This is a genomic window from Streptococcus sp. 23.2 (assembly GCF_016648665.1).
GTDB lineage: Bacteria > Bacillota > Bacilli > Lactobacillales > Streptococcaceae > Streptococcus > Streptococcus salivarius_E.
In genome coordinates, this window is record NZ_JACLQJ010000004.1 from 104,312 (window position 1) to 123,777 (window position 19,466).

Consider the following 19,466-nt stretch of genomic DNA (forward strand, 5'->3'; position numbering starts at 1 on the left):
AGTATAATAATGTATTATTATGCATTTGTCAATGAAAAAATGAACTTTTATTGATTATAATTTTCATTTTTATTAATTTTATCGTCATTACAAAATCTAAAAATTACTTATTTAAAGCTCTCCTATCTGATTTTAACGACAAAAAAACTATTCATTCATTTGAATAAATAGTTCATATTCTTACCAAAATTCTCGGATAAAGTCATTTTCGAGTCGCTCCCGATAGAAAAGTTCTGAGAGATTGTCTTCTTCAAAGACACGTAGCAGATTGAGCATGTCATAAACCAAGTCCATCTTAGGCACATCCTCCCTGGCAACCCAGCGAACTTCGCCCTCCTCTGTTGAATGGATTTCTCCTTCAAAATCTGAGGTCCTATAGAGGAAAACCAAGTACCGTTCGTTATCTGTCGTGTAAAAATGCTTCATACCAACTAATTTAGGGTTTTTGATGGTCAAACCAGTTTCTTCTTTAACCTCACGGATAACTGATTCTACCAGACCTTCATGTGCTTCGATATGGCCACCGGGTAGGGCTGCTCCCGACCAGTAATAACGCTTTGGATCGCGGATTTGCATGACAATATTTCCACGGCCATCTTCGATGAGACACATATTAGTTAAAATAGTTGCTTGTGAACGTGACATATATTTCCTTTCTTACTTATATTGCCTAAGTGATGTAACTAGCCTTAATCCATACTCTTCAGCTCAAGAACCATATCACGGATTTGAGCCGCCAACTCGAAGTCAAGCAGTTCTGCCGCTTCGTGCATTTGCTTTTGAAGTTTCTTGATGGCTTCTTGGCGTTCTTTCTTGTTCATAGCACTGTAGTCCACCGTATCCTCTGCCACTTCTGCTTCATTGACCTTGGTAATCGAAATAAGGTCCCGAATTTCTTTCTTAATCGTTTGTGGAGTGATACCGTGTTCCTTATTATAAGCCATTTGGATTTCACGACGGCGAGCTGTTTCATCCATGGCTTTTTGCATAGACTCCGTAATCTTATCTGCATACATAATAACGTGACCTTCGCTATTTCGGGCAGCACGTCCGATCGTTTGGATAAGTCCACGTTCGTTACGAAGGAAGCCTTCCTTATCCGCATCCAAAATAGCAACCAGACTAACCTCAGGAACGTCAATCCCTTCACGAAGAAGGTTAATACCGATAAGAACATCAAAGACACCTAGACGCAAGTCACGGATAATCTCCGTACGTTCCAAAGTCTTAATGTCAGAGTGCATGTATTTAACCTTGACACCCATTTCCTTGAGATAGTCAGTCAAGTCTTCAGCCATCTTCTTAGTCAAAGTGGTTACAAAGACACGCTCGCCTTTTTCAGTTCGGGCATTGATCTCACCAAGGAGGTCATCCATTTGTCCCATAGTTGGACGCACTTCGACTTCTGGATCAAGAAGCCCTGTCGGACGGATGATTTGCTCAACGACAGTCTCAGTTTGCTCCATCTCATAGTCCCCTGGAGTGGCAGACACATAGACAATCTGATGAACATGACTCTCAAATTCTTCACGTCGAAGTGGACGGTTATCAAGCGCTGATGGCAAACGGAAACCGTAATCAACCAACATCTTCTTACGGGCCTGGTCCCCGTTATACATTCCCTTAATCTGACCCATGGTCATGTGACTTTCATCAATCATGATAAGGAAATCTTCTGGGAAGAAATCAAGCAAGGTGAAGGGTGGCTCGCCTTCTTTACGTCCATCCATGTGGCGTGAGTAGTTTTCGACACCATTGGTGTAGCCCATCTCACGAAGCATTTCAACATCGTATTCTGTCCTTTGGCGGATACGTTGAGCCTCGATGAGCTTACCCTCAGCTTCAAATTGCTTAACCTGAGCTTCCATCTCTTCCATAATATTCTTGATGGCTTCTTCCATATGCTCTTCATTGGTCATAAAGTGAGTCGCCGGGAAAAGAACAAGGTGCTCAACTTCACCGAGATTGCGTCCTGTCAAACTTTCAATCTCACAGATGCGGTCAATCTCATCACCGAAAAATTCCACACGAAAGGCGTGCTCATCACGGCTGGCAGGAAAGATTTCGACCACATCACCACGTACACGGAATTTCCCACGTTGGAAATCAATGTCATTTCGCTCAAACTGGATATCAACTAGGTCATTTAGCAGCTTGTCTCGAGAAATCTCTTGGCCTGGTCGAAGGCTGACTGCTGAATCAGCATATTCTTTGGGTGAACCCAAACCGTAAATACAAGAAACAGAAGCCACAACGATAACATCATTACGCTCAAGGAGAGCCGACGTTGCTGAGTGTCGTAGCTTATCAATTTCATCGTTTACAGAGCTATCTTTTTCGATATAGGTATCTGATGATGGTACATAGGCCTCTGGCTGATAGAAATCATAGTAGGAAACGAAGTATTCTACAGCATTGTCTGGGAAAAACTCCTTGAATTCTCCATAAAGCTGACCTGCCAAAGTTTTATTATGGGCGATAACCAAGGTTGGTTTATTCACGCGCTGGATGACCTGACTCATGGTATAGGTCTTACCTGTCCCTGTCGCTCCCTTTAGGATTTGAGCCTTTTCTCCACCTTCTATATTATCAACCAAGGCTTCAATGGCCTGAGGTTGGTCCCCAGAAGGTTCATATTTAGAAACCAAATGAAATTGGTTGTCTTCTTTTCTATCTATCATGGTTTTTCCTTTCATTTATGTAATCATTCATCTCTTGGTCGGAGAAAAATTCTCCTTCTGCGATAGGAATGTGAATCATTCGTGTCTCAGCAACGTATTTGCGCTTTCTTCGTGTCTGATAACCGAGTTTTTTATCATATTTCAAGGCCGTTTTACTATCTTTGAAAAAAATGTATAAAACTCTATACCTCTTCCTTTCCCAAGACCTTATATTCCCGAAATCATAGATACGTTTTAGAATATAGTATATAGTTGATGAGTGTTTGGCATCATCCATTGGCGTTGACCAATCCTTCATAACCAAGTCAATCTCAGACAGCGGAATCTCAAAGGTTACTCGTCCACATAACCTTCCATAATAAATAAAGGTATCATTGTTAATTTCCAATATTTTTTTATGACCTTTAAGTCTCACAATACCGTCAACTAAATTAATCAGAGCATGAAGAAATATTAGTAAAATGAAGAAGGCAACACAGTTGTCTACAAAGTTCCCAGTACGATAATCATCTATAAGAAAACAGCAGAATAGACCGGTGGAAGCGACAAGAAATATAAGTCCATAGACAATTTGAACACAAATCATACCTCGCTCAAGTCTAACTCTCATCTCTTCCCCTTTTCCAAACTTTCTTCTATTTTAACACAGAAGTAAAAAGACCGAGTCTTTGAACTCAGCCTTAAAAGTTTTCTTTTTTCAATTGTAGACGAAGGATAATAATCACTACCAAGAGAACGAGACAGGTAACGATATTCCCTTCCAGACCAAAGGCTCCACCTGATAACCAATCAGGCACGCCTGACCTGGCCTGAAAGTGCAATAAGCTACCGCCTGCATTCTGCCCACTAACTGCCACGCCAACTAGATTCCCTTGCGCGAAGTTCCAAGCACCGTGAAAGGCAGCGACACCCCAGATATTATCTGTCTTGAGCATGTAAAGAGCCATGAGAACCCCTACTAGAACAATACTGATTAGAGACAAGGCGGTAACACCTTGATTTCCTAGGTGTAATATTGAAAAGAAAGAACTTGAAATAGCAATTCCCCAAGAAAGGTTCAATTTATTAGTCACCGTCTGAAGTAACCAACCACGTGTCACCAGTTCCTCGGTTCCGCCTTGGATAAACCAGAAGGGGATTAGGGATAATATATATAAGAGGGTTCTCTGAGAAAAGTCTACTTTTACAAATTCTAACCCTCCAAGTAAATAAGTCCCAAGGAAACTAACTAACAAGAGTAGAGTCCCAAGCCCCCAGCCCTTAAGCAAGTTCAACCAAATATGACCCTTGAAAAATCCAAGTGTACGAATGGGACGTTTTTCAACAACTTTAACCCAGAAAAAGATAACTAAGGCAGTAAAGGCAAATGTTCCCAACTGAAAATACATGTTTGAAAACATCTTATAGGAAATCGTATTTATATCCTGGAACTGAATGTTACCATTTAATACTAAGAAAGAAAGAACAATAGCCATTGGAATTCCCACAACAATCCCTGATAGAAATCCACCTACAAGGACATAACCAAAGGCAATAAAACAGGACAGCATAATCATCAGCCAACTTGGAACTTTATCATATCGGCTAGTATATTTCTCAAGCATACGTTTCTTCATTTTTTAGCTCCTGTAACAAATCTTACATGTATTCGATTACAGTGTAACTAATTGACACAAGCTTGTCAACTTCTTCTCAGATAGCTCTCATAGCTAACGAACCTTGTTACATTTCCTAACATCAAACTCCAAGAAGTTTGATAACAAGACCTTTTTTTGATAGAATAGGAAGGTATTTTATAAAGGAGACTTTTTATAATGAAGAAAAAACTTCTGACACTCTTCTTGAGTGCCATGTCAGTTTTCTTTGTTTTCGGAGCTAAGGTATCTGCTGAAACAATTTCAGTCGTTTCAGACACAGCCTATGCCCCATTTGAATTCAAAGATTCTGATCAGACCTACAAAGGTATCGACGTTGATATCATCAACGAAGTTGCCAAACGTAAAAATTGGGATGTTAACCAAACCTTCCCTGGTTTCGATGCAGCTGTTAACGCTGTTCAATCAGGCCAAGCAGACGCCCTAATGGCCGGTACTACTGTTACCGACGCACGTAAGAAGGTCTTCACTTTCTCAGACACTTATTACGACACTTCAATTGTTATCTACACACGTAGTAGCGACAAAGTCAGCGACTACAAACAATTGAAGGGTAAAACAGTCGGTGTGAAAAACGGTACAGCTGCTCAAACTTGGCTTGATAAAAACGCTAGCAAATATGGTTTTACAGTTAAAACTTTTGACACTAGCGACTTGATGAACAACAGCTTGGATTCTGGTTCTGTTGACGCAGCTATGGACGACACACCAGTTGTTAAATACGCTATTGGTCAAGGAAAAGACTACGCTATCAACATTAAGCCTGAATCTATCGGTAGCTTCGCTTTCGCTGTTAAAAAAGGCGGAAAACACGAAAATCTTATCAAAGACTTCAACGAAGCTCTTAAGGAAATGAAGAAAGACGGCACCTACGATAAAATCATGAATAAATGGTTGGGTGACTCAGAAAAATCTTCTTCATCAAAACCTTCAGCAGATCTTAAATTGACTGGTGATGCTAACGCAAAAGCCACTCCTGTTAAGGAAACCTACACTATCTCAATGGACTCATCTTTTGCTCCATTTGAATACCAAAATGGTTCAGGTAAATATGTAGGTATCGATGTCGATATCATCAATGCCATTGCTAAAAACCAAGGTTTCAATGTCAAATTGACAAACCCTGGTTTCGATGCATCACTTAATGCTGTACAATCTAGCCAAGCTGATGCCGTATTGGCTGGTATGACCATCACTGATGCTCGTAAACAAATCTTTGACTTCTCAGATCCTTACTACACATCAAACATTCGTTTGGCTGTAGCTAAAGGAAGTAAGGTTAAATCTTACAAGGATCTTAAAGGTAAGACTGTAGGAGCTAAGAACGGTACGTCATCATACTCATGGTTGGAAGACCACGCTGGTGAGTATGGCTTTACTGTTCGTGCTTACGATGAAGCTTCTACTATGTATGACAGCTTGAACTCTGGTTCAATCGATGCTCTTATGGATGATGAAGCCGTTCTTCTATACGCTATCCAACAAGGACGTAACTTTACAACACCAATTGAAGGTATTGCCACTGGTGAAGTCGGATTTGCTGTTAAAAAAGGCACTAACCCTGAGTTGATTGAGATGTTCAACAATGGTTTGGCTGCTATCGTTAAAGATGGTACTTACGATAAGATTATCAATAAATACCTCGATAGCAACAAATCAAAAGAAGGAAGCTCGAAAAAAGCTACCGATGAAACAACCATCGTAGGCTTGATTAAAAACAACTACAAACAACTTCTCCAAGGTCTTGGAATTACCCTTGGATTGACCCTTCTTTCATTTGCTATTGCCATGATTATCGGTGTTATCTTCGGTATGATGGCAGTTGCACCAAACAAGACACTCCGCGTGATTTCTCAAGTCTTTGTTGACGTGGTCCGTGGTATCCCATTGATGATCGTTGCAGCCTTCATCTACTGGGGTATTCCTAACTTAATTGAAAATATCACTGGTCACCAATCACCAATCAATGACTTTGTGGCAGCGACAATTGCCCTCTCACTTAACGGTGGTGCTTATATTGCCGAAATTGTACGTGGTGGTATCGAAGCTGTTCCTATTGGTCAGATGGAAGCTAGCCGAAGCTTGGGTGTCCCTTACAATACAACAATGCGTAAGGTTATCTTGCCACAAGCGGTTCGCTTGATGTTGCCAAACTTCATCAACCAATTTGTTATCTCATTGAAAGATACGACTATCGTATCAGCTATCGGTTTGGTTGAACTCTTCCAAACTGGTAAAATCATCATTGCTCGTAACTACCAATCATTCCGTATGTATGCGATCTTGGCCATCCTTTACTTGGTCATCATCACATGCTTGACGAAATTGGCTAAACGACTAGAAAAGAGACTTAAATAATGGCTGAATTGAAAATCGATGTGCAGGACTTGCACAAATCATACGGCGACAATGAAGTTCTTAAAGGCATTGACGCCAAATTCTACGAAGGTGACGTTGTATGTATCATCGGTCCTTCAGGTTCAGGTAAATCAACCTTCCTTCGTACGCTTAACCTACTTGAAACAGTGACATCTGGTAAAGTAGTCGTTGATGGCTATGAATTATCAGATTCTAAGACAAATCTTGACAAAGCCCGTGAAAATATCGGAATGGTCTTCCAACATTTCAACCTCTTCCCACACATGACAGTCCTTGAAAACGTGACATTTGCACCTGTTGAACTCGGACGTATGAACAAGGAAGAAGCTGATAAATTAGCTATGGATCTTCTTGATCGTGTTGGACTTGCTGACAAGGCCGATGCAACGCCAGATAGCTTGTCAGGTGGACAAAAACAACGTGTGGCAATTGCACGTGGTTTGGCAATGAATCCTGATATCATGCTCTTTGACGAACCGACTTCTGCCCTTGACCCTGAAATGGTCGGAGACGTTCTTAACGTTATGAAAGAATTGGCAGAGCAAGGTATGACCATGATTATCGTTACTCACGAAATGGGATTTGCTCGTCAAGTTGCCAACCGAGTAATCTTTACTGCGGACGGTGAGTTCCTCGAAGATGGTACTCCAGATCAAATCTTTGATAACCCACAACACCCACGTTTGAAAGAATTCTTGGACAAGGTTCTAAACGCCTAATTATCAAAACAGTTACTCTTGCTAGAGTAGCTGTTTTTGATTACCATTTTGGATAAGAAAAACAGAGCAAGTGCTAGACTTGCTCTGTTTCTTCATTTAGTTCAGGGTGTTTTGCTGCTTCTTCCCTTGCCAAGCGTTCACGCTCAAGACGGAGTTTTCGGTTAGGATTTAAGCGCGTAAAGAGTTCTTCAAGTTTCTTTGGATTCCAAACATCGGCCGCAGAAACAAAATTTCCATCTTTATCCCTGAAGGATATCGGTTTATCTCCCATTGTAAACCTCTTATTTCAATAATTTATTGTATTCAGCAGATATTTATATCACACTTAGCCACGCCACACAAGGCGGCCGAGTATACCGACTTTACGTAGTTAGTGAGGTGGATAGGCAGTCCGCCATAGCGGCTGCCGTAGACTATCAAGTGCTTCAGCACTTAGAGAGTCTTTCATGGTCACGAAACGAAGGAAAGTCGGTCGATTATACCGACTTTACGCAGTTAGTGAGGTTGATAGGCAATCCGCCATAGCGGCTGCCGTAGACTATCAAGTGCTTGGCACTTAGAGAGTCTTTCAACGTCAATCCACAAACTCAAACTCGAAGTTACCGATACGAACGATGTCGCCATCTTTAGCACCACGTTCACGAAGCGCTTCATCAACTCCCATACCACGCAATTGACGTGCAAATTTCATGATAGATTCGTCACGTTCCATGTTAGTCATGACAAAGAGTTTTTCAAGTTTCTCACCAGAAAGTACCCATGAGGCATCGTCGTCACGGCTAATTTCAAATGGACGTTCATCCTCGTTAAAGCCGTAGTAAACTTCTTCTTGTTCCATATCATCTTCGCTATAAAGCAAGAATTCGTCTGTCTCATCAAGCAATTTTGCAGTAGCTTCTAAGAGATTTTCCAAACCTTGGTGAGCCAAACTTGAAATTGGGAAAATTTGTGGCAACTCATCGAATTCATCGTAGTTAGCAGCCAATTTTTCCTTAAACTCTTTCAAGTTTTCCTCAGCCTCAGGCATGTCCATCTTATTAGCCACAATAATTTGTGGACGTTCCATCAAGCGTAAGTTGTAAGTTTCCAACTCTTTGTTAATTTGAAGATAATCCTCGTAAGGATCACGCCCTTCACTTGCTGACATATCAATCACATGAAGGATAACACGTGTACGCTCAATATGGCGAAGGAACTGCGTTCCCAAACCAACACCCTGACTAGCCCCCTCAATCAATCCTGGAAGGTCAGCCATGGCAAAGCTCTCACCTGACTTCGTACGAACCATCCCCAAGTTAGGAACAATTGTCGTAAAGTGATAGGCACCAATCTTTGGTTTTGCTGCGGTTACCACACTGAGGATCGTTGATTTACCAACGGATGGGAAACCAACCAAACCAACATCCGCCAAAATCTTCAATTCCAATTGAAGTTCACGTTCTTCTCCTGGTTCACCATTTTCAGCGATTTCAGGAGCAGGGTTACGAGGTGTCGCAAAACGGATATTTCCACGTCCACCACGTCCACCGTGAGCAATGACAAACTCTTGGCCATCCTCAACCATATCAGTAATAACCTTGCCTGTCTCAGCATCACGCACCGTTGTACCAGGCGGGATGCTAACGATGAGGTCTTCAGCACCTCGACCGTGCATTCCCTTGGTCATCCCTTTTTCGCCATTCTTAGCCTTGAATTTACGATTATAACGGAAATCCATAAGGGTACGTAAGCCTTCGTCAACCTTGAAAATGACTGAGCCACCCTTACCACCGTCACCGCCCCAAGGACCGCCATTAGGTACATATTTCTCACGACGGAAGGCAACCATTCCGTCACCACCACGACCAGCTTTGACACTAATCTTGGCTGTATCTAAAAACATACTCATCTATATTTCTCTCTTTCTGATTTGTATGCCATGTACAAATTCAATCACAAACGAAAGAATTTCCGACATACACAAAAAAACGCTTGATAGCGTCTTAAAGGACAGCTGCGACTGCTTGGAAAATCAATGCCCCAACTGTTACTAATAGCATAATCAAAACGACCAATACTGTTAGACGTTCAAAAAATGATTTCTTACGTGGTCCGTTATCTCCAAATGCCACTTGAATTTACCTCGTTTTTTCTTCTAATATTTCACAATAATAGTAACAAAAATCTGCCTATTTCGCAACTCTTAGACTAGCTTAAGCCAAAGGAATTCCAAAAACCGTTAAAGCTTCCAACTCCTCCTCGGTCAAACGCCGCCAAGCACCAAGGTCTAAATCATCTGGCAGGCTTAAAGGTCCCATGCTCAGACGTTGTAACTCTGTCACTTCCTTACCACAAACAGCTACCATACGCTTAACCTGATGGAATTTCCCCTCAGCAATGGTAATCTGAACCAGGCTAGTCCCAGTAGCCCTATCTACTGAAATAATTTCTAGTTTAGCCGGTTGGCAAGTATGATCTTTGAGTTCAATTCCTTTTTCAAAAGCCAGAATATCCTCCTGATTCATGATTCCATCAACCTTAGCCTGATAAATCTTATCAACATGTTTCTTTGGAGACAGCATAGCGTGAGCTAAATCGCCATTATTTGTCAAAAGCAGGAGACCGTGAGTATCAATATCCAAACGTCCAACAGGAAAGACCTGCTTATGTCGTGCTGTATCATCCAGTAAATCAAGTACTGTCTTGTGACGGGCATCCTCCGTCGCTGAAATGACTCCCTGAGGCTTATTTAAAAGATAGTAAACAAAGGTCTCGTGTGTTAATGCTTGACCTTGAAAAGCAATCTGGTCTTGATTCTCATCAATCTGAGTCTTGGGTGACGTCTCCACCTGACCATTTACGGTCACTTGCTTCTTTTTGAGAAAGGTCTTGACTTGACTGCGACTACCAACACCACAATCAACCAAAAACTTATCCAGACGCATCTATACTTCCTCCTTTATTGGAATCCAAACTTCCATCTCATAATCTTCAGCCTGACGATTCCCTGGTGGATAAACCTCTACAGTTGGCTGATTAATCATTTCAAAATGTTTCTTAGCATAATGAAAACTCTCCCAAACAGCTGCTGTTGCAGGCCCACTAAGTTTAAAAACCGCATAAGTAGCTGGTGCAAGAGCAATCATTTCCATACTATCATCCTCACCAGCCAAGGCCGTTACATAAGTCTTGCGACTGCCATCATTGATCCGAATACCATAGGTAGGAACAGCCAAATCATCTTGTTCTGCCAAAAAGGGTACCCAAAGAAAGTCTGTTGGCTTACCTAGTTCCTCGCCCTCAAAAACCATCCCTGAAAAACTCAAAAATCCCTTCCGAACAACCCTCACATCATAACGAACGGTTACTAAATCCAACTTTTGAATCACCTTTTTCAGTTTTGTCAGCTCAACTGGAACCTCGTTCGCTAGGACATAGGAAATCTTTTCTACAAATGCTTCTTTTTCGGCATTACCAGAGCCTATAGGAACCAAGACCCAGTCTTCTGCTGCAACACTTTGATCTTCACAAAGGTAGGTAAAGTGCTTTCCTCCTTCGTTAAAAGACACATCAGCTAAACGAAAAAGAGGTTCAGGCAAATCGACAACCACCATCTCAAGCCCGTTTGCCTTAAACAATAGCTCTTGATCCCTTAAACGAGCATTCATAGCCAAGCTATCACTATCAATTGAAAAGGTGTTATCAGTGTCCATTACAGACTGAAAAAAGGCCTGGTGTAAACCTGAAAAAGTCCAGACAGCATGCCAACGACACATCATCTCATAATCGTCAATGGTCACCAGAAGAGAGAGCTCCTGCTGGTTAGAAGCATAAGAATAGGCTTGAACGCTCAGTTGGTCTGGTGTCAGGTAGTCATTAACAAAGACCGCAAAATCATCCATGGTTTGAAAATCTGACATAAACGCTCCTTTTCTATTCCTCGACCGAGCCTGTCACATACATAGTAAATGTAGCCCTTGTAAGAATTTTCTCTACCTGATTAGTAATGACAACTTCCACCACCTTAGTCGTCTTACCATTATGAACACACAATCCTTCAATCTTGAGTTGGTCAGACAAATGCCCTGCCTTGAGATAATTGATATTAGACTGAAGCGTCACCGCATAGTCACCTGTTGAAATGGCCACGAGCCCTGCGACCTGGTCACAAAGCGTAAACAGATATCCCCCATGAGCATTACCAAAATAATTCAGGGACTTCTCGACTACCTTAGTTGTCACGATAACATGTCCCGTTTCAAATAGTTCTTCTTGAAAATTCTCAAATACACGGATCTCATGTAGTTTGTCTTCCATAGCAAGCCCTCCTATCGTTGCTCATTCCACACCTAGTGAAATGACACGTCTTTATCTACTAGTATAACACGAAGTTCATAAAGGATAACAAGCTTATTTGGCTAAGCTAATATCAACCTTAATATCTTCACGAAAAAGCTTCTTCACTCGACAATAATTATCCACAAAAGCCAAGAGTTCTTGTTCATTTTCCAAAATCAGATCCTTAGGTAAATGAATGGCAAGTGTGAAATGCCCTTCTTCATAGTTGGAATCAACCTGAATAGCAAGCTCCTCAATTTCCTGATACTTGGCAAAATAACTCTGTAGACACATGGTCACACAAGAAGCCAAAGCAATATTCACCAGGCTCATAGGTGTTTCCCCATCTTCCGTATAGCCAAAAAGTTCCACAGGTGCTCCATACCCCTCTGAAAGTGAATGGAATCGTTTGTCACCTTTAATTGTTGTTTGATACATCATGTCACCTCAATCTATTTTTTATTATTATAACAAAGAGAGGGCTAAGGACCGAGCTGAACGATTTGAAATATCTATCAAAAAAAAAACAGAAAGCGTAAGGGGTTTTAACTCTTATTTTCCAATAGATTAGTCTTGTACAACACTGAGATTACCAAGGGGTTACAGTTGAGTAAAAACGACTGGAAGCGCTTTTAATATTATGGTTTTTCATTTAAAATGAATTTACTAAGAAAAAAGGGAGACTATTATGAAAACATTTTCTAAATTAACTTTAGCCTCTGTCTCAGTTCTTGCCTTGTTGACCTTAGCAGCATGTGGCAACTCTAAAGACAAAACTGACTCGTCATCTTCAGCACCATCATCAAGCAAGGTGACCAAAGAATCTTCTTCAACTGATTCAAGTGCTTCAGTAAAAGTCAACAAAGATGGATCAACTGAAGTCAGCGACGGAAACGCTAACTCAGCAAAAACAAACGGCAATAACACTGTAGAAGCTAACGATAGCGAAGGTAACAGCGCAACAGTTGGTCAAGATGGTTCAGTCGATGTTAATAGCCAAGACGGTACAAACGTCAAAGTCGGATCAGACGGAACTGTCTCAATTGGTAACTAAATAAGATAAAAAAGGCTAGCTATTCTGCTAGTCTATTTTTTTAGATTTAGATTGATGTAAACGCTTCCTGAACGTGCTATAATAGGCGTGGAAATCCAAATTCAGGAGGTGAGACAATGAAAAATAAAATCATCTTAGGATGTTTGGCTGCAGCGACTTGTGAGATTCTCTTTGGGCTCAGTTTTATCTTTACCAAATCTATTACAGCACAGGTCAGTGACCTGGCTTTAATCTCTTGGCGTTTTGTCACAGCCTTCCTTTTTATTAACCTCTATTTTCTCATCAGTCGACGTCGAATAACAATTAACGGTAGAAATCTTAAACCTCTGACACGTATTGCCCTTCTCAATCCGATTATCTATTTTATCTGTGAAACGATTGGCATTCGTATGACGACGGCTTCTGAAAGTGGAGCCTTTCTCGCCTGCATCCCAGTCGTTGCCCTTATCATGTCTAGCCTTATTTTAAAAGAATGGCCCAGCCGTTGGCAGGTGGTCGGTGTCATCACAACCCTCGTCGGTATCATCATGGCTGTCTTTGCTGCTGGCGGTTCTACCCACTTCTCCCTGGTGGGCTACTTGATTCTAGGTCTAGCAGTTGTCTCCTACGCCCTGTATTGCGTTGATGTTGAAAGGGCTAGTCAATTCAGTAGCCTTGAGATTACTTATTTTATGCTTGCCAGTGGTTGCCTGACATTCGGACTCTTTGCACTCAGCCAAGGCTTTCTAGCAGGCGATTTGAAAGAGCTCTTGCTACTCCCTGTGATCAATCCAAAATTCACTATCACCATCCTTTATCAAGGCTTGGGATGCAGTGTTCTGGGCTATCTTCTATCAAATTTTGCCATCGCAAATATCGGGGTTAACCGAACAGCATCCTTTATTGGGATTTCGACAATTATCTCAATTCTAGCGGCTGTCGTCGTCTTAGGAGAACCCTTCTCGTATTTACAAATTTTTGCAGGAATTTTAGTCGTCTTGGGCGTCTATGTGGCCAATAAAACCTAAAACTCTCGGGAATTAATCTTCCGAGAGTTTTTAGTCTTAATCAAGCTCTGTTTGGATTAACACGACGAGTTCTTCCTCATTAGGAATGCTGCTTACCGCAGTCGGCTCAGGTAAAGCCTTATCTCCATACCCCTTAATAATATGTGATAAGAACACAGACGCTTTTGTCATGGCAAGAGGCAAAGAATCTGCCCTTATGCTACGACCAAAATCAGGAAAACTAATTTGATAACCTTCCTCAATCGTGTGAAAAATCGCTGGATATTCGTATAACATGTCTCTTCCCCCATTTCAATACTAGACTCCTCTATAATAGGATGTGTTTGAGGATAAGTCAACCAAAAATCGTTACAAAGAGGGAGTGAAACCATTCGAAACAAGACAGCAAAGTTAAAATAAGGCTTAGTCCGTATTCAACTTGAGAAAGTGGCACCGATTCGGTGCTTTTTTACTGCACAAAGAGTCCCTTGGAATTATCCAAAGGACTCTTTTTATCTGTTATATTTCTTAACCCCATCCAAAATATCAATCACCTTATACAAATCTGGTTCTGTGATTTGATAAGGTGCTTGTTCACGGACAATTGGTTTGGCACAAAAGGCGATGCCGATGCCAGCTGTCTTAATCATTGGCAAATCATTAGCACCATCACCCATAGCAATGGTTTGCGAGAGTTCGAGACCATTTTCTGCTGCCCAATCTTTGAGTTTGGCTACCTTGACATCTTTGGTGACAATGTCACCATAGACCTTACCAGTTAAGACACCGTCAACCACCTCTAGGTGATTAGCCTTAACATAATCGATCCCTGCTTCAACTGCTAGTCTATCCACAGTCTCATGGAAACCTCCAGAAACCAAGCCTACCTTAAAGCCACGGGCGTGGAGTTCATCTACAAGTTCCTTGGCTCCCTTGTTGAAATGAATACGAGCGTAGACCTTGTCAAATATACTCTCTGGTAATCCCTTGAGGGTCGCCACACGCTCATTCAAGGCCTGTCTAAAATCCAATTCTCCACGCATGGCACGCTCTGTGATTTCAGCAACCTTTTGACCAACGCCTGCTTCTTCTCCCAATAAATCAATAACTTCTTCTTGGACTAGCGTAGAATCTACGTCCATAACTAATAAACCTTTAACTTCTGACATAATTACCTCGATTCTTCGATGTCTATATAAGCCTTTACTAGATTTTATTCAAATATGAAATGAAAAACGAACCTTACAAAAAATTCTGGACCGTAGTCCAGAATCTTTCTCTTACATACGAATTTGTTCGCGTGTCTTCTCGTAAGATGATACAAAACGATCTGTCACACCTGGTTCAACTGTTTCCAAGGCATAAGAGATTTCTTCCAAAGATGCATCATAATCATGATCAACCTCAAACAATTTAAGTGCATGCTCAAAGCTACTTTGAACAGCAGGTTCGAACGAACGGTAGCGGTTTGAGTATTGCAAGAGTTGCTCAGTCAAGGTTGCATTTTGAACAACCAAGTAAGCAGTCTCTTCCAAATGATCAATGGCGTTTTTAGATGTTTCTGTCAAACGCATTACCGCATCAATATTAATACGGCCACGGCTGAGTTCGTCCATAAGAGCCTCAATTTGAGCACTAGTTGAGAAGAATACACTCAAGAAGGATTGAGGAATACCTGGCAGGTTACGTTTTTCCATGTAACGCTTGATAACATGCAATTTATTAACATAAACATCAAGCTCTTCACGTGCTTTAGCTTCGTTTTTCTCAATAGCCTGAAGATTTTCAAAGACCTCAACCTGACCATTTTCAACAGCTGACAAGGTATTAAGACTCTTTTCAAAGATTTTCTCAAGTTCTGAGAATGGTTTCACCTGAGTTTCAAAGTTTTCAAGGGTTGGAAGAACAGCTGTCTCCACACCTGAAATATCAGATGCAAAGCTACGAACATCTGCCGCATAAGTTTCATCGAAGATGTAAGTCAACATGAGACGCTCAAGCTCTTCTTGAAGTTTCTTGTTGTTTTCTTTAGCATGCTTGAGATAATCTGGCAAAACTTTCTTTTGACGCATAACAACCTTGTATGAGGCAATTTCACGTTCAAAAATGCTATACAAGTTGTCAATTTTTTCTTGAATCTCAGCGTTTTCTTCTTCCGCACGGTCTAAATCAAGAGAAACCAACTCACTTGAGTTTGAACGGATAGCTTCACGAATTTCTTGGAAGCGACGTTCGATATTTTTCTCAGGGAAGTGATAATTTTGCTCAATCAACTTGCGATAGCCAGATTCCAAATCATCCAACTGATCTGGGAAATCATCTTCCAACTTAGCTACAATAGCAGGAATCTTCTCTGAAATTTGACCCAATGCAATAGTGTGCTCTTCTGCACGATCCAAGATAGTAGATGCTTCAACAGGGTCACCTGATGAGTTAAGAGTCACGAATTCTGCAAACTCAGCTTCAATGTTTTTAAGTTGCTTATTGATTTCGGTCATGGTAGAACCGAAATTATCAGAGTTTTCCTCGATTGAGTTTTGCAACTCTTCGTACAAGTCTAATGCATGCTTAACGCGAGCACTGTTCTTTTCTTCTTGTTCTTTCAAGGTTGAGAGCGCCTCACGGATAGACTTGATGTCTTCTTCCACAAGATCTAACTGACTCTCAATGTTATTGATTTCACCACTAGCCTTGAAGAAATGGAAGGTATCATTCATATTTTCAGCTTCGAAAATATGATTTTCAATATCTGCGAATGAATTTGTCGAGATATCAATCCATTTCTGATGCCATTCACGGAATGTTGTTTGACTTTGTCCAATCAAGTGAAGCTTTTTAACTTCTTCAATTTCTTCGTTAATTGGCAAGTCAAACAATTTTTGCTTGCGTTCTTCAAGCTGTGCAATCCGCGAATCATTTCGTTTTCTAATAAGAATACCGACTAAGTAAGCGATAATTACGAGCATAACTACCACTACAATCAGTAAAACAATTCCGCTAGACATAGTTTCTCCTTAATCGTCTATTATGTTCATAAATGTAGAATAACATTACGATTATATCATAGTTATCCTAGCATTGCACCCTTTTCTAAAAGAATATTAGATATCTAGAGTACTGTAAACGGCATTTTCTTCGATAAATTCGCGACGAGGTTCAACCTTGTCTCCCATCAGCATATCGAAAATCTTATCGGCCTCTGCAGCATCATCCACAGAAACACGTGCCATCAAACGATTTTCAGGGTCCATGGTAGTTTCCCAAAGTTGGTGGTCATCCATTTCACCCAAACCTTTATAACGTTGTACTGTAGGTTTTGAACGTCCCACACTGTAGTTTTCAAGAGCAGCACGCAATTTGTCTTCTTGATCGGCACCAGGTTGGATGTATTCTTTAATCTCAGAACCAACCTTAACCCCATAAATTGGTGGTTGAGCAATGTAGACATAGCCTGCTTCCAAGACTGGACGCATAAAGCGGTAAATCAAAGTCAGAAGCAAAGTACGGATGTGGGCCCCATCGACATCGGCATCGGTCATGATTACCAACTTGTGGTAACGAGCCTTGCTGACATCAAATTCAGCTCCAAAACCTGTTCCCATAGCTGTGAAGAGAGAACGAATTTCTTCATTGGCTAGAATCTTATCCATGCTAGCCTTTTCAACGTTCAAAATCTTACCTCGAATTGGCAGAATAGCTTGGAATTCACGGTTACGACCTGATTTAGCAGATCCACCGGCTGAGTCCCCTTCGACAATGAAAAGTTCATTCATTTCAGCATTATTCGATGAACAGTCTGCCAACTTCCCTGGAAGGTTAGAAATTTCAAGACCTGACTTCTTACGTGTCACTTCACGGGCACGCTTAGCGGCGATACGGGCCTTAGAAGCCAAAATCCCTTTTTCAACAATCTTCTTAGCGATAGCAGGATTTTCCAAGAGGAAGCGACTCAAAGCTTCACTGAAGAGACGATTGGTAATCTTAACCACTTCAGAGTTTCCAAGCTTGGTCTTGGTTTGACCTTCAAACTGTGGGTTTGGATGTTTAACAGAAATGATAGCAGTCAAACCTTCACGAACATCATCCCCTGTCAAATTATCATCTTTTTCTTTGAGAATCTTATTCTGACGTGCATAGTCATTAATGACACGCGTTAAGGCTGTTCGGAAACCTTGTTCGTGAGTACCACCCTCATGGGTGTGAATGTTGTTGGCAAAACTCATTACCGTTTCATGATAGCCAGTCGTGTATTGCATAGCAACTTCAACCGAAATACCATCCATCTCACCATCAGTGTAGATAGGTTCATCAAAGATAACATCCTTGTTTTCATTGATGTATTTCACATAGGATGTGATACCACCTTCGTAGTGATAATGTTTCTCTTGTTTGAGACCTTCACGCTTATCTGTGATAGAGATACGGAGCCCCTTGTTCAAAAAGGCTAATTCTTGGATACGTTTAGCCAATTTTCCAAAATCAAACTCGGTTGTCTCTTGGAAAATCTCTGGGTCTGGCGTAAAGTGAACAGTCGTACCATGTTTCTCTGTTTCACCAATTACTGCCAAATCTGCTACCACTACCCCACGTTTATACTCTTGGAAGTGGATATGGCCATTTTTATAAACCTTAACATCAAGTTGTGTTGAGAGGGCATTAACGACCGAAGAACCAACTCCGTGCAAACCACCAGAGACCTTATAACCGCCTCCGCCGAATTTACCACCAGCGTGAAGTACTGTAAAGACAGTTTCTACCGCAGGACGGCCAGTTTTTTCTTGGATATCGACTGGAATACCACGACCATCATCGACAACCGTAATAGAATTGTCCGGCTCAATAAAGACTTGAATATGAGTGGCGAAACCAGCCAAGGCCTCATCGATTGAGTTATCGACAATCTCCCATACCAAATGATGCAACCCCTCTTTTGAGGTTGAGCCAATATACATACCTGGGCGCATACGTACCGCTTCAAGTCCCTCTAGGACTTGAATCTGGCTGGCATCATATTCTTGCGCTTTTTCTTCAAGATTTTTTAATTCATCAGTCATTTATGTCACAATCTCCAATAATGATTTATGGCCATCAACAAGCAAGGTATCCAGACCCGTTGCTTTTCCTGCCTCTATATCTATCTGGCGGTCACCAATGACCAAGCCGTGTTTAATATCGTATTTTTTAATTAAATAAAGGAAACTATCTGGACTCGGCTTTCTAGCAAAACCATTTTCAGAAGTTACAACCTCTGTAAAATAAGAGGCAATTTCTGCTTTATCAAGGATGTCTAGCACCAAGTGATTACGGTGGCTAACCAAAAAATTACGCCCACCCTCGGTCACAATCTTAGCTAGGACAGCCCTAGCACCTTCAAAAAGAACAGGTTCCTGTAAATGCTTGGCTTCCTCCTGCTTATATAGGATTCGAAAATCAGCTATATCAGGCGCAAACATAGCAATGGCAGTGCTCGTTGATACCTTAAGGGCATCATAGACTGCTTGAGGTTCTGCTGTACGCTCAAATTGTTCTAAAGTTGCTAGAAAGGCTTGGGTTGATACCTGGTAATTATCCAACAAGGTACCACCCAAATCCCAGATATAATCTCCATAATTCATAACCTTAATTATAACATAAAAGGTCAGATTTTGCTTGCTTTTCACAGCTAAAAAGGCTTG

Annotated in this window: 20 protein-coding genes; 4 read left to right on the top strand and 16 right to left on the bottom strand. The window is 41.2% G+C overall.

The genetic code is table 11. From position 1 onward, the window contains the following. Nucleotides 1-180 precede the first annotated feature (180 nt). From H7T98_RS03695 to H7T98_RS03710, 4 genes are all read right to left on the bottom strand, one after another. Entirely contained in the window at nt 181-645 is a 465-nt protein-coding gene (locus H7T98_RS03695; RefSeq protein WP_201061302.1) for an 8-oxo-dGTP diphosphatase, read from the bottom strand. A 44-nt stretch (nt 646-689) separates the two neighbouring features. Next, complete coding sequence (gene uvrB, locus H7T98_RS03700; protein ID WP_041826694.1) at nt 690-2,681, bottom strand: excinuclease ABC subunit UvrB; 1,992 nt, start codon at nt 2,679-2,681, stop codon at nt 690-692. Beyond that, on the bottom strand, nt 2,671-3,291 hold the full coding sequence (locus H7T98_RS03705) for a hypothetical protein (RefSeq protein WP_129852005.1): 621 nt from the start codon (nt 3,289-3,291) through the stop codon (nt 2,671-2,673). The genes uvrB and H7T98_RS03705 overlap by 11 nt, the downstream gene beginning before the upstream one ends. A 70-nt stretch (nt 3,292-3,361) precedes the next feature. Further along, a complete protein-coding gene (locus H7T98_RS03710; RefSeq protein WP_129852006.1) occupies nt 3,362-4,297 on the bottom strand; it encodes a CPBP family intramembrane glutamic endopeptidase in 936 nt (311 codons plus the stop codon). A 198-nt stretch (nt 4,298-4,495) separates the two neighbouring features. On the opposite strand from H7T98_RS03710, the gene H7T98_RS03715 reads away from it, so the two are divergent. Together H7T98_RS03715 and H7T98_RS03720 are read left to right on the top strand one after the other, a co-directional pair. Continuing rightward, nucleotides 4,496-6,694 carry an ABC transporter substrate-binding protein/permease gene (locus tag H7T98_RS03715; RefSeq protein ID WP_129852007.1) on the top strand — a complete coding sequence of 733 codons (2,199 nt, stop codon included), beginning with the start codon at nt 4,496-4,498 and terminating at the stop codon, nt 6,692-6,694. Continuing rightward, complete coding sequence (locus H7T98_RS03720; RefSeq protein ID WP_022496326.1) at nt 6,694-7,434, top strand: amino acid ABC transporter ATP-binding protein; 741 nt, start codon at nt 6,694-6,696, stop codon at nt 7,432-7,434. The genes H7T98_RS03715 and H7T98_RS03720 overlap by 1 nt, the downstream gene beginning before the upstream one ends. Before the next feature lie 73 nt (nt 7,435-7,507). Here H7T98_RS03720 and H7T98_RS03725 read toward each other — a convergent pair whose 3' ends face one another. The 7 genes from H7T98_RS03725 to H7T98_RS03755 form a co-directional block, all read right to left on the bottom strand. Continuing rightward, nucleotides 7,508-7,705: a hypothetical protein gene (locus H7T98_RS03725; protein ID WP_002884415.1), complete on the bottom strand. Its 198-nt coding sequence runs from the start codon at nt 7,703-7,705 to the stop codon at nt 7,508-7,510. Nucleotides 7,706-8,008: 303 nt separating this feature from the next. Next, nucleotides 8,009-9,322 (bottom strand): GTPase ObgE, encoded by a 1,314-nt coding sequence (obgE, locus tag H7T98_RS03730; protein WP_104021255.1) that lies wholly within the window; start codon nt 9,320-9,322, stop codon nt 8,009-8,011. A 94-nt stretch (nt 9,323-9,416) separates the two neighbouring features. Further along, nucleotides 9,417-9,545 (bottom strand): DUF4044 domain-containing protein, encoded by a 129-nt coding sequence (locus tag H7T98_RS03735; protein ID WP_002884629.1) that lies wholly within the window; start codon nt 9,543-9,545, stop codon nt 9,417-9,419. Between the two features lie 81 nt (nt 9,546-9,626). Beyond that, nucleotides 9,627-10,358, bottom strand: a complete 732-nt coding sequence (locus tag H7T98_RS03740) for a pseudouridine synthase (RefSeq protein WP_022496324.1) — start codon at nt 10,356-10,358, stop codon at nt 9,627-9,629. Further along, on the bottom strand, nt 10,359-11,333 hold the full coding sequence (locus H7T98_RS03745) for a GyrI-like domain-containing protein (RefSeq protein WP_201061304.1): 975 nt from the start codon (nt 11,331-11,333) through the stop codon (nt 10,359-10,361). Between the two features lie 13 nt (nt 11,334-11,346). Next, nucleotides 11,347-11,730, bottom strand: coding sequence for a PaaI family thioesterase (locus tag H7T98_RS03750; protein ID WP_201061306.1), 384 nt, complete (start codon nt 11,728-11,730; stop codon nt 11,347-11,349). 93 nt (nt 11,731-11,823) lie between these two features. Then, nucleotides 11,824-12,189, bottom strand: a complete 366-nt coding sequence (locus tag H7T98_RS03755) for an OsmC family protein (protein ID WP_201061308.1) — start codon at nt 12,187-12,189, stop codon at nt 11,824-11,826. Nucleotides 12,190-12,439: 250 nt separating this feature from the next. On the opposite strand from H7T98_RS03755, the gene H7T98_RS03760 reads away from it, so the two are divergent. Then, nucleotides 12,440-12,805 (top strand): hypothetical protein, encoded by a 366-nt coding sequence (locus H7T98_RS03760; protein WP_060972630.1) that lies wholly within the window; start codon nt 12,440-12,442, stop codon nt 12,803-12,805. Between the two features lie 116 nt (nt 12,806-12,921). Continuing rightward, nucleotides 12,922-13,812, top strand: coding sequence for a DMT family transporter (locus H7T98_RS03765; protein ID WP_201061310.1), 891 nt, complete (start codon nt 12,922-12,924; stop codon nt 13,810-13,812). A 36-nt stretch (nt 13,813-13,848) separates the two neighbouring features. Here the strand turns inward: H7T98_RS03765 and H7T98_RS03770 are convergent, their stop codons facing one another. The 5 genes from H7T98_RS03770 to H7T98_RS03790 all read right to left on the bottom strand — a co-directional run bounded on the left by H7T98_RS03770 (nt 13,849) and on the right by H7T98_RS03790 (nt 19,406). Beyond that, a complete protein-coding gene (locus tag H7T98_RS03770; protein WP_002884756.1) occupies nt 13,849-14,088 on the bottom strand; it encodes a hypothetical protein in 240 nt (79 codons plus the stop codon). A gap of 215 nt (nt 14,089-14,303) precedes the next feature. Next, nucleotides 14,304-14,960, bottom strand: a complete 657-nt coding sequence (gene serB / locus H7T98_RS03775) for a phosphoserine phosphatase SerB (protein ID WP_201061313.1) — start codon at nt 14,958-14,960, stop codon at nt 14,304-14,306. Nucleotides 14,961-15,071: 111 nt separating this feature from the next. Then, nucleotides 15,072-16,796 carry a septation ring formation regulator EzrA gene (ezrA, locus tag H7T98_RS03780; protein WP_201061315.1) on the bottom strand — a complete coding sequence of 575 codons (1,725 nt, stop codon included), beginning with the start codon at nt 16,794-16,796 and terminating at the stop codon, nt 15,072-15,074. A gap of 96 nt (nt 16,797-16,892) precedes the next feature. Beyond that, nucleotides 16,893-18,845, bottom strand: a complete 1,953-nt coding sequence (gyrB, locus tag H7T98_RS03785; protein WP_002884534.1) for a DNA topoisomerase (ATP-hydrolyzing) subunit B — start codon at nt 18,843-18,845, stop codon at nt 16,893-16,895. Continuing rightward, nucleotides 18,846-19,406: an HAD-IA family hydrolase gene (locus H7T98_RS03790; protein ID WP_201061317.1), complete on the bottom strand. Its 561-nt coding sequence runs from the start codon at nt 19,404-19,406 to the stop codon at nt 18,846-18,848. Nucleotides 19,407-19,466: the final 60 nt, after the last annotated feature.

Bases quoted from the DNA above. Each gene is read 5' to 3' on its own strand.
- H7T98_RS03695 (WP_201061302.1), bottom strand. From the start codon at position 645: ATGTCACGTTCACAAGCAACTATTTTAACTAATATGTGTCTCATCGAA.
- uvrB (WP_041826694.1), bottom strand. From the start codon at position 2,681: ATGATAGATAGAAAAGAAGACAACCAATTTCATTTGGTTTCTAAATAT.
- H7T98_RS03705 (WP_129852005.1), bottom strand. From the start codon at position 3,291: ATGAGAGTTAGACTTGAGCGAGGTATGATTTGTGTTCAAATTGTCTAT.
- H7T98_RS03710 (WP_129852006.1), bottom strand. From the start codon at position 4,297: ATGAAGAAACGTATGCTTGAGAAATATACTAGCCGATATGATAAAGTT.
- H7T98_RS03715 (WP_129852007.1), top strand. From the start codon at position 4,496: ATGAAGAAAAAACTTCTGACACTCTTCTTGAGTGCCATGTCAGTTTTC.
- H7T98_RS03720 (WP_022496326.1), top strand. From the start codon at position 6,694: ATGGCTGAATTGAAAATCGATGTGCAGGACTTGCACAAATCATACGGC.
- H7T98_RS03725 (WP_002884415.1), bottom strand. From the start codon at position 7,705: ATGGGAGATAAACCGATATCCTTCAGGGATAAAGATGGAAATTTTGTT.
- obgE (WP_104021255.1), bottom strand. From the start codon at position 9,322: ATGAGTATGTTTTTAGATACAGCCAAGATTAGTGTCAAAGCTGGTCGT.
- H7T98_RS03740 (WP_022496324.1), bottom strand. From the start codon at position 10,358: ATGCGTCTGGATAAGTTTTTGGTTGATTGTGGTGTTGGTAGTCGCAGT.
- H7T98_RS03745 (WP_201061304.1), bottom strand. From the start codon at position 11,333: ATGTCAGATTTTCAAACCATGGATGATTTTGCGGTCTTTGTTAATGAC.
- H7T98_RS03750 (WP_201061306.1), bottom strand. From the start codon at position 11,730: ATGGAAGACAAACTACATGAGATCCGTGTATTTGAGAATTTTCAAGAA.
- H7T98_RS03755 (WP_201061308.1), bottom strand. From the start codon at position 12,189: ATGTATCAAACAACAATTAAAGGTGACAAACGATTCCATTCACTTTCA.
- H7T98_RS03760 (WP_060972630.1), top strand. From the start codon at position 12,440: ATGAAAACATTTTCTAAATTAACTTTAGCCTCTGTCTCAGTTCTTGCC.
- H7T98_RS03765 (WP_201061310.1), top strand. From the start codon at position 12,922: ATGAAAAATAAAATCATCTTAGGATGTTTGGCTGCAGCGACTTGTGAG.
- H7T98_RS03770 (WP_002884756.1), bottom strand. From the start codon at position 14,088: ATGTTATACGAATATCCAGCGATTTTTCACACGATTGAGGAAGGTTAT.
- serB (WP_201061313.1), bottom strand. From the start codon at position 14,960: ATGTCAGAAGTTAAAGGTTTATTAGTTATGGACGTAGATTCTACGCTA.
- ezrA (WP_201061315.1), bottom strand. From the start codon at position 16,796: ATGTCTAGCGGAATTGTTTTACTGATTGTAGTGGTAGTTATGCTCGTA.
- gyrB (WP_002884534.1), bottom strand. From the start codon at position 18,845: ATGACTGATGAATTAAAAAATCTTGAAGAAAAAGCGCAAGAATATGAT.
- H7T98_RS03790 (WP_201061317.1), bottom strand. From the start codon at position 19,406: ATGAATTATGGAGATTATATCTGGGATTTGGGTGGTACCTTGTTGGAT.